Here is a 10,554-nt window from a genome sequence, read left to right as displayed (position 1 = left end):
TTCCACAACCCCCGCTACTGACCGAGTACATGTCCCCGGTGGAGGAGGACTGAGAGGCTTCTGTGGAGTTAATGATGAACGTCGTCGGATTTCCGCTGATCAGTTGGAGCATTCCATGGTTCTGCTGGACGGCCCAGCAATCCGGAGTTGTATTGTCCGAAGGGAACGATTCACAGATCTGATAGCTCTTCCCTTCTTCGAGGAACGCGTCGACTTGGCCTTTTCCCCTCGCCACCTGATCCACATTGAGCTCGGCCAAGGCCAGAAGCTCCGGAGCCAAGGCGACCGCCCGGTTGGAATCATCCACTTCCACCGCCGTGAACTGATACAACTGCCCCTCCGATACACTGAGGGCCGTGGTTGTACTCCCCGAGCTGGTCGCGACCGCCCCCGGTCGTCCCACCACCTTGATCGTAGTCGAAGCCTGCGCCGATGCTCCTGTAGAGGCATCGGTCCCCTTGACCGTGACCGTATAGTTTCCCTTCCCATACGTATTTCTCACAGAGGAGGAGGACGTCCCGCTGAGAAAGCCTCCATCTCCGAAGTTCCAGTCGTAGATCACACTTGTCGCTCCACTGGGCGTAGCCACGAACGAAACGGTTACAGGCGATTTCCCTCCCGTGGGGGAAGCGGAGAGGGAGACGGATAGAGATGAAGTGACCGGTGCCGTCTGTGTGGTGGCACTGGCGACATTCGAGTTTCCGGACATGTTGTTGGCCGCATCGTAGGCAGCGACCACGTAGTAGTAGGTCGTACTGGCCGAAAGGCCACTGTCGGGATAGCTCGGTGAAGCGATCGTCCCGATCTCGGAGAACGGACCCGAGCTATTGAGACTTCTCGAAACCTTGTACCCACTCACGCCCACGTTGTCCGAAGAAGCGATCCACGTCAGATTGATCTGGGAGTTGGACATCGCCTGAGCATTCAAATTCGAAGGAACCGAAGGAGGTTGCGTGTCCGCGGATACACACTGCGATGTATTGAACTGGCAGGCGGAGTTACAAGACAAACTCCCGCTGCTAAATCCTTGAGACGCACAGGTCTGACCGTTGAGATTACTTCCGTCGCACTGCTCTCCGCTTTCGATCACGCCGTTGCCACACACGCCTCCCGACGTACTTGAAAACTCGTCCGCGCCGATGTCCCACACACCATTTGCCAGTTGATTATCCGCGTAGCTTGGAAGCCCGTGCAAGGAAGCCAGCGTGTTGTTAATGTCCGTCGTTCTCGCCGACGGCATCCCGCTCGAAGTGCCCCCATTGATCGCGGGCGAAGAGGACGTGAGATGGTAATTGTTCGAAGCTACCGAAACAAATGCCGGGTTCGCGCATTTATTGGAACCAAAACCCCCCAGTGAACCGCAGGAGTAGCTTGAGCCGGCGAACTTGACGATGGTCGCTCCAGAATTCGTTCCATAATAAAGTCCGAAGACCAGATTGTTTTCAAACGCACCTCCCGCTGAGAAATCAATCAGTGGGTATGGCCGATAACTGCGATCGTCCATAAAGATGTTGTTGCGGAAAACGTTACCTGAGCAGGTCGATGAGCTACACCATCCCCCTGAACTTAAGACAGCCTCGTTCGGTACACCGACGAACGTATTATTATAGAAGAGGTTCCGATTGCTGTGATTTTGGAGGTTGATCCCCCATCCAGATTCCCGGCCGCAATTCATGAAGATGTTGTTATAGAACTGATTGTCGCTGGTGCTGGAAGCGACGCCGTCCAACCAAAGGCAACTTGAGCAAATATTTGAGATCAGATTGTTTCGTATAATCCAGTTGTCGCTGTGGTTTTCAAGGGAGATCCCAGCGCCGCAGGAAGTTCCCGAGTAAATCCCGTCGATGAGGTTGTTCTCGATCACTGAGCCGGTGTAATCTCCGTTCGCCGTTCCACCCGAATAGTCGCCCAGAATCATGCCGGATGGCGTTCCAGCTACGGCTGGTCCCAACACGGCCTGGTTTCCCAGGTCATGAATCCAGTTCCCCTGAATCGTCAGAACCGTCGGGCCGCTGAGGGTGGCTTGGGAATGAATCCCTTCACTCCCCGTGTAAGCGATCTCATTGTTTCGAAAGGTGATAAACGTGGCGTTGTAATTGACCACACCGTAGTCATTCCCTCTTCCCGTACGATCGAGGTCGTACAGAATCCGGTTGCTGTCGACCACGATATTGGACGAGGGACTCGAAACGTACACGCCCATCTGCTGATGGCACCGGATCACGAAACCGCGGATCGTAATGTAGGAACTGTTCTCCACTTTAAAGCCGATCCCAACGTTGTCGTAGAAAACATACGGTTTGGCAGGAAGCGATGTTCCCCATCGCACGAGAATCGGGCCGCCACTTTGAGGACTGTACGAATAATATTGCCCCGTAAGTGCTCCAGGCGATGTCACACGAAACGTCGGCGTACCGTCCGGACGCTGTGCCCCGATTACCCGGCTCGCAGCCCCGCTGCTTGTGGCGTACCAAACTTCATTATAGGGAGACGGAACCCCGGAACATGTCCCGGAACTATTGGTCGCACATTGGGTCCAACCGGACGTCGGCATTCCGGTCCCTTCGATGTAAACCGTTTCGCCGGTACCCGGTCCGGAATATCCATAAGGTCGGATCGTGATCGGGCTGCTGCTTGAGCCATTCTTTCCGTTGATTGAAAATTGATCCGAACCGTAGCGACCATCAAACGAATCATGAACACCCCGGATCGTAAGAACATCTCCCGGTGAAGAGAGCGCATTGATACCATTTTGAAGGTTATTGAACGGACCGGCCGATCCACAGGCTGGTGGAAGCGTGGTGGCGTTCGGCGCTCCGTTTCCGTTGGTGGAACAAGTCCCATCGACGTAATAGGTGGTTGCCCAAGCTGAAGAACCGAAAAAAACAACCGACGCTGCAAGGAAAACTCTCACTCCCACATCCCTCAAGCGGGATAGGGAGCAAGGAGCGTACCGATCGGAATCGATGTGATCTTCGCTAGTTAGCTCAATTCAAAGGAGGCTAGGATTGCAAACTTTTCTTACCGGTAGAAAAGATTTTCCCTTCTATCTCCATTCCTCTTGGACAGTCGGACAGGAGAGGGAAGGCAGGGGCCTGAACAAGTTAGCAATAGTTAACAAAATTATTGAGTTCGATATCATTGTGCTAACGTATCACCCGTCTGATTTCTTATGATTTTCTCATGAGACTCGCAACATCCTCGGTCGCCGTGCTCGTTTTCCTTTGGACAGGGATAGCTCCTTCCTGGCTGAATGCCCAAGGGGCCGACACCGAACCGCCGGCTACGCCTGATAACCTGACCAGCTACCAGACGGGAGCGGGAACGGTTTGGTTGCAGTGGGGTCTCGTCACGGACAACATCGGCGTCGTCCGGTATGACATTCAGCGATCGGCGTCTCAGTTTGGAACGGAACCAACGTACGAAAAGATTGGATCGCTCGAGGGTGGCGAAATTGCCGAACACACCGACACTTCGGGCGGTGGCGGGGACGAACAGCCGATCGAAACGTTCATCTGGTTCGAGGAAACCGGCGTAGGCATCGGCAGTTACGTTTACGTGGTCCAGGCGTTTGATGCAGCTGGAAATGCTAGCGCGCTTTCAGCGCCCGTCTCTGTCGGAGTCGCCGGCTGGGATCCGGAATGTGGCCTCTGTGCTCAGGACGACACTCCATCGGGCGGCGGTTGCCGGGGCCGTTCATCCAGCGGCTGGCTTTCGGCCTTCACCGCTTGCCTCCTGATTGGATTTGCCCGGTTCCGTTTGATCTCTCAAGGCGAACGCTCCGAAAAAGAGGCTTAAGCCAATTCTTGAAAACCAAGCTTGTTTTGGGCGTGTCATTGTCACTCCTCGCTTTCCCCACCACGTCGTCAAGCAACCACCGTGCCTCTGGGCCTAAATTAGGTAAGTTCAACCAGATAGATTCAAAATCCGACTTCAAAAGGGAAGAAATAAGGGAGGTATCCAGCTATAATTTTCACACCCCCGACGACAAAGTGATTGATTTCAAGTACCTGCGACCTAGAAAAATTGCGTAGCCTTCACATCCACCTGGATGAGCGGAAAAGCGACCAGATAACTTCGCGAAATAACTTTGCGAAAAGTTTGCGAGCTATAATAGATAGAAGCTCCAATTTTGCGCATTGCCGTTCCTAACCACCTAATTGTAAACGATTAAATTGTGGCACGTACGTTGCGGTCTGAAATGAAGCGGAGGAAGGTTGGTGCGAACGCGAAATATCCTGATCTTCACGGCGCTATTCCTGGCCGGGTGCACCGGATCAACGTCCGAAAAGACACCGGAAAATCAGGATGTCGTAGACTCGGCAACACGGACGACTCCTGACAGCGATGTCGGCCTTGAACCTCTCCCTCTAGCGCCGTTATTACTCGCTGGCAGCGTTTACGTTCAAAGCACAGATCCGGAAGCTGGAATCGCTCTTTTCACCGGCTTGCCAAATTCCGTCGTGGCAGGAGTCACACAAGTATGCGCCTTCAACTCCAAAACAAACGTTCAATCGTGCGTCAATACGCACGAGACTTCCGAGGGGACCGCGTTTAGTGGCGTTTTGGAAAAGACCGACCCGGGCGACATCGTTGACCTTTGGGGGAACGGTCCTTCGTACGCTCCGGGCGGACCGGGGATCAATAGCATTGGCGAACGCGTCCAATATTGGCGGACGCGTTTCCCCGAGAGAGTCACGGCGATGGCGCGGAGGAACGAAGGACTTTACGTCGGCGCTGGCGAAGGTTTATGGTTCCTTCCCGAAAGGGATCTCACCGCAAATCCGACGGATATCTTTCCGCAAAAATACGACATCCGAAAAGGCCTTCCAGATAACACCGTTCTCGCTCTCCTCTCGGACCAAAATGGGGATCTCTGGATCGGGACGGTCAATGGTCTGAGTCGATCCGCATTTGGCCCGAATGGAAATCTATCGTTTAGGAATTACTCGACGTCGGACGGGTTGCCGAACAATAAAGTCGAGTCCCTTGCTCTGGATTCCGCAGGGACACTCTGGATCGGAACGGAGAATGGATTAAGTCATCTCACCTTTGATTCGTCGGGGAAGGCGAAGTTCGCAAACTATTCTCACGCGAATGGTTTACCTGGGAACACGGTCACGAGTCTTGCGCTCGATTTATCGAATACCCTCTGGATCGGGACAGGTTTCGGCTTGAGTCGTTTAACGTTCGATGGAACGGGAAAGGCCCAATTTACTAATTACTCCAGTGCAAACGGCTTGCCGAGCAACTATGTGGAAAGCCTGGTTGTCGACCTTTCCGGCACGCTTTGGATCGGAACTTTGAACGGTCTGAGCCACTTAACAATTGATGTAGCCGGGGGAGCTCAATTTACAAACTATTTCTATTCTCTTGGCAACGGACTTCCCGATTCCCGTGTGGAAAGCCTTCGTATCGACCGAGCCGGCACGCTTTGGATCGGAACAGGTCGTGGCTTGAGCCACCTTACGTTCGATCTAATCGGAAATTCTATCTTTACGAATTACTTCGAGGTGGACGGTTTGCCCGGCAATCACATTGCATCCGTCACTTTGGATGATGATCGAGGTTTCTGGATCGGAACCGTCTTCGATGGTTTGAGCCACCTTACGTGGGACGAAGCGGGAAATCCGATCTTTACGAACTACGAGACAGTCGATGGATTAATCGACAGCAACATTGTCGCCTTGGCACCCGATGAATCGGGCGGGGCGTGGCTCGGCACTTCCGTGGGTCTGACTCATTTAACTTTTGATCGGGCTGGAAATGCTCTCTTTCGGAATTACACCGCCGACGATGGTCTGCCGTCCAACGATCCCGTCGTAAGTATCGTAACGGATCATTCAGGCGCCATCTGGATCGGCGGAGCTTACTGGGGCGTGTGCCGTTTGACGTTCGACGCGGCCGGTGCAGCCACGTTTACGAACTTTAGTACGACGACCGGCCTGCCAAACAACAACATCGCGGAACTGGCTCAAGATGGCGCCGGCGGTCTTTGGATCGGAACTCTCCGTGGCTTAAGTCACCTTCAGTACACCCCCGACGGAAATGCGCTGTTTACGAATTATTCGACCGCCGATGGCCTGATCGACAACGTCATTACGAGTCTGGCAGTGGATTCCTTCGGCACACTTTGGATCGGAACCTATTACGGTTTGAGCCATTTGACGTTCGATGGATCGGGCCAAGCTCGGTTTACGAACTACCCGAATATTGGAGCTCTCGGTTCGGTTGTACACAACGTACTTTCAGACGAGAGGGGAGGCCTCTGGATTGCCATGTCCGTCAACGGACTGAGTCATCTTACGTTCGACGGATCGGGCGACGCCGTCTTTACCAACTATTCCACAGCCGACGGCTTGCCGAGTAATTATAACCTCAGCCTTGCATCCGACTTCGAAGGGGGGTTCTGGGTAGGGACGTATGACAACGGCGCAAGCCACGCCACGTTGGACATGGAGGGGAAGATTCATTTCACGAATCTCTCCGAAGCGGATGGCCTCGTAAGCAGACGAATTGAATCCATGGCCGTCAGTTCCGAGGCGGGGCTCTTTTTTGGAACCGACAACGGCCTCGTCCTTTTCACGAAGTGATTCCGTACTTTTTCAGTTTGCGATAAAGAGTCGCGAGGGAGATATTCAAGCGTTCCGTGGCGACGCGATAATTTCCCTGCGCTTCTTTTAATGCATGAACCAAGATCCGCCTTTCGATTTGTCCTCTGAGTTTGGGAAACGCCTTCTTGCGTTTGGTCGGAAGCGGACGCGTGTCGGTCAAGAGAGATCGGAGGTTTTCCGAGAGGTCGTCGATGTCGATCAGATCGTCCGTTGTGGAAAGGGAAGCCCGCTCCATCTCGTTGGCCAACTCGCGAAGATTCCCCGGCCAGGAGTGGGCTGCGAGCCGTTTGAGGACCGCGCGCGTCACCCGCTTCGGGGGCCTTCCTTCACGACGAGCGGCTTCGGCTAACCACTGCCGAACAAGATAGGGAAGATCCTCCAGCCGCTCGCGCAGTGGGGGGAGGACAAGTTCAAACACCGCCAGGCGGAAATAAAAATCTTCTCGTAATTTTCCCTGTTGAATCAGATCTTGCGGGTTTTGGTCGAGCGTGGCCAGGAACCGAGCCTCCACCGGATATTCTCGAGTCGAACCAAGAGGCCGAACGGTATTTTCCTGAAGGAGGCGCAAGAGTTTCACTTGCATGGCTGGCGTGAGTGCGTCGATCGAAGTCAACAGAATCGTCCCTTTACCTGCGTTGCGGATGATTCCGGGCTGCGATTGGGTAGCGCCCGTGAACGCGCCCGACTCATAGCCGAACAGTTCCGATTCAAGAAGCTGCTCGGGCATGGCCGCGCAATCCGTGGCAAGAAAGGGTTCCTCTGAGCGATCGCTCATCGCGACGATGGCTCGCGCCACGGCCTCCTTTTCGGTCCCGCTTTCTCCGACGATCAAGATTCGACTCGCACCTGCTGCGGCCCTCTCCGCGGTCTCCATCACATGGCGAATTTTCGGGCTCGTCCCGACGATACCAAACTCCTCCCATCGCCCCGTTCCGTACGGCGTGCGCATTTCTTCCAAATGAGCCACTTTCTGTTTTAGACGCAACGTTAACGCTTCCAACTTCCGATTGAGTTCGTTTACTCGCGCCTGTTCCGATTGAAGTTGCTCCAGAAGACCGGCCGTACTCATGACAATGGCGGCGTGATCCGCCACGCCTTGCAGTATTTGAATTTTCTCCTCAGCGAGCCGGAGAGGTTGGTCGGGATCGGCGAGATACAAAGCTCCGGTTATTTTTCCTTCGGCGCGCAAGGGAAGGCAGAGCACACCACGGAGATGATGCGTGCGAAGCGAGGCTCCGAATTCTTCACGTTCGGCCGCTTCGCGAGCATCTTTGAGAAATACTCGCTTGCCCGTGTCAATCGCACTTTTGATGATGGAGCGGGAGACATCGATCGGAAGACCGCTTTCCTTCTCCCATTTTTCTCCGAGAAATAGAAGGGATTCAAGTGTGTCCGCTCTTTTCGCCACAATCCCGCCTCGTGGAACCTCGGCAAGGCGCATCATCTCTTTTAGGATTGTGCGAAGAAGTGTTTCGGTCGACCGTTGGCTCGTGATCTGTCGAACAATTTCCAACAACATGTTGATGGCTACGCGCCCTTCGTTGCCGAGGCTGGAGAGACTCCCACCTGAGGTCCGGCTGGGTCGTTCAGTTGGAGTCTCTCCTTTTTCTCCAAACCAGGATGTCAATTGCTTTTGAAGAGGCCCCCACAATTCGGGTGGAGAGTTCTCCTCCAGATTCTTGCGAAGTCCCTTCGTTTCAACACGTAGATCCTCCGGCAGGGAATGCTCCGCCAACGCGCTTGCCCGAGTCAGAAGGCCAAGGAACCGAAGTCGCGTGAGTGTCGAAAAAAAATCGTCGTCCGATCGGTTTGGGGAACTGGAGCAGGTTTTCTGATACCGGGTCTCCATGATATCCGGCGTGACTTTCCGCAACTCCCATTCCCATTCACTTCGTAGCCATTGTTGATGGAGCCGGGTGGCTCCGCTCTGATCAAGAATCTCGATCGCGCGACCGAGATTTCCGCGCAAGAATTCAGCTTGTGAAGCCAACGTCCGAATGGCGGAGGCAAGACGGCCCGCTTGAGGGAGTTCGCTCATCAGCTCATCCACGAGTTTCAAGAAATTCGATTTTTCTTCTTGAACGAGAGCCAAGTCCGCTTTCAAGATTCGCTGGTAGAGTTGCAAGTTCATGGGGCCCGATGTTGCGACCCAAGCGTCGCTTTCGGAGAGGAGGCGCGACGCCCGCGAAAGATTCCCGGCCCGAAGCCAGATATTGGCTAGGTTTTGTGCAATGGACGTTTCCTCCACTCGAAGTCCCAGCTGGCGGCACGTGGTCAACCCGCTTTCATAGTTCTTCAAGGCTGAAACCATATTCCCGGTTTCCAATTGAACCGTCGCTAGGTTGAGGAGGTAGCTTACGTGTTGGCGCCTCTGCCCCGACTGATCCGCTAAAGAAGCGGCGTGCCGGTAGGCGCGCGCCGCTTGTTTGAGTTTCCCCTTTCGCGCGAGAGCCATTCCGAGTTGATTGAGGGAAGGGATGTAGCCATGGATGTCTTTTAGTTCTCGCCAAAGCGAGCAGGCTTTCCGAAGATGCGTAATTGCCGTCTCCGTTTTGTCGTCGTAATACGCAGCCAGGCCGGCGATCCGCTCGAGCTCCGCTTGACGCCTCCGATGAAGATCGGGGCGGCTCAGGCGTTGTATCGCCGACGCGTACGCTTCCGAATGGCGACCCAGCCGAGTCAATACTTCAGGAGTGGGAATACAGTCGGCATAGCGGCCTTCCAAAAAAGCCAGCCGATCCGCGAACTTTTCCTTCGCGCGAGAAGACGGAAACGAACGAATGCGCAACTTCGCATCCGCGAGCCGACCGACCTCCAAGAGGAGACGAATCCGCAGCCGTTCCATTTGTGCGCGAATAGGATCCGGCACACATGGATCGAGTTGATCGAGCCACACAAGTGCTTTTTCGAATCGACGACGCCGAAGAGAGGATCGAAGGATCCCTTTTCCAAATAGCCATGCTTCCTCTCGAAGGTTCGCCCGTAAACAAAGATTGGCCAGGAGTTCAGACAACGCAGGTGAGGGGGAAAGCGACGTGTGCAATTGATTTTTAAACCAGGGAAGCGCTTCTTGAGCCAGGTCAGCTATATCCACATTCCAAGGTCCGGTCGCTTCAACGAAACTGGTCCCTTCTTTCTCCAGAAATCGAACCCAACCATTTTTCGCCCAATCGGAGAGCAAGCCTTGATTCTCGAAGTACCATTCGAGGGGGAGCGGCTTTTTGGCCCAAGCCAGGATCAGGAAGGAAGGGTCGGCCGTGGGCGGCTTCGGATCAGTCTCGAATTGACTCGCGGCCCCCGTGGCTAATTCAGAAAGAAGACGTTGGCGAAATTGCTCGACCGTGGGGTGACTGGACAAAACTTTTTCCAGAACAGTTCGGATGACGGGAGGACTCCCCTTGGTCGCTCGATGAAGTTCGGAAAGCAACGATCGCTCCAGATGAAGTTCCGGATGGAGTGCCTCGATTAAAACTTGGAGTTCATTGAAACGATAGAATTCAAGCGAAAATTTCTTCCATGGACCGAACTCGGGATGTTTCCCTCCAAGGAAAAGAACGGCGGCTCCTTTAGGCCACGTTGGATCGATCTCATCTTCCGAATGAACTACCTTTACATCCACTCCTGCTGTGATCAGGCTCGCTTGGATCGAAACGGCAAACGGCTCCAACTCTTTGATTTCACCGTCCAGAGCGATCCTAGGGGAAGACCCGGAGGAAAGAAGCGTTCGTACCTCTTGCCAAGTTTCCCTGCCTCGGGCCCATGGAACGGAATCGATCAGAAAAGGCTGAAGCAACGCTTCGGACGTTTTTTCTCCTAAGAGCGCCGCACGTGCGGCGCGCGCCGTAACAAATCGTTCCTCCGGATTTTCATTCGTCATCCGAGCCAGCCAATTTGTGAAGTGAGAGCTGGCTTCTCGGTCCAGAAGCTTTTGAAACATCAC

4 protein-coding genes are annotated in these 10,554 nt (G+C 54.2%); 2 read left to right on the top strand and 2 right to left on the bottom strand.

What is annotated here, in order from left to right; translation table 11 throughout:
* A partial coding sequence (locus VI895_12950) for a right-handed parallel beta-helix repeat-containing protein (GenBank protein ID HLG20707.1) occupies positions 1-2,914 on the bottom strand: 2,914 nt, incomplete at its 3' end.
* Between the two features lie 269 nt (positions 2,915-3,183).
* Between VI895_12950 and VI895_12945 the strand changes: the two genes are divergently transcribed.
* The gene (locus tag VI895_12945; protein ID HLG20706.1) at positions 3,184-3,798 is read left to right on the top strand and encodes a hypothetical protein; all 615 of its coding nucleotides are present in this window, start codon (positions 3,184-3,186) and stop codon (positions 3,796-3,798) included.
* Positions 3,799-4,220: 422 nt separating this feature from the next.
* The gene (locus VI895_12940; GenBank protein HLG20705.1) at positions 4,221-6,593 is read left to right on the top strand and encodes a two-component regulator propeller domain-containing protein; all 2,373 of its coding nucleotides are present in this window, start codon (positions 4,221-4,223) and stop codon (positions 6,591-6,593) included.
* On the opposite strand, the gene VI895_12935 is transcribed toward VI895_12940, so the two are convergent.
* The coding region (locus VI895_12935) for a sigma 54-interacting transcriptional regulator (GenBank protein ID HLG20704.1) at positions 6,583-10,554 on the bottom strand (3,972 nt) is incomplete at its 5' end. The two genes, VI895_12940 and VI895_12935, sit on opposite strands and share 11 nt — an antisense overlap.

Source organism: Bdellovibrionota bacterium, from assembly GCA_035292885.1.
GTDB lineage: Bacteria > Bdellovibrionota_G > JALEGL01 > JALEGL01 > DATDPG01 > DATDPG01.
This window is presented reverse-complemented; position numbering and strand designations above follow the sequence as displayed.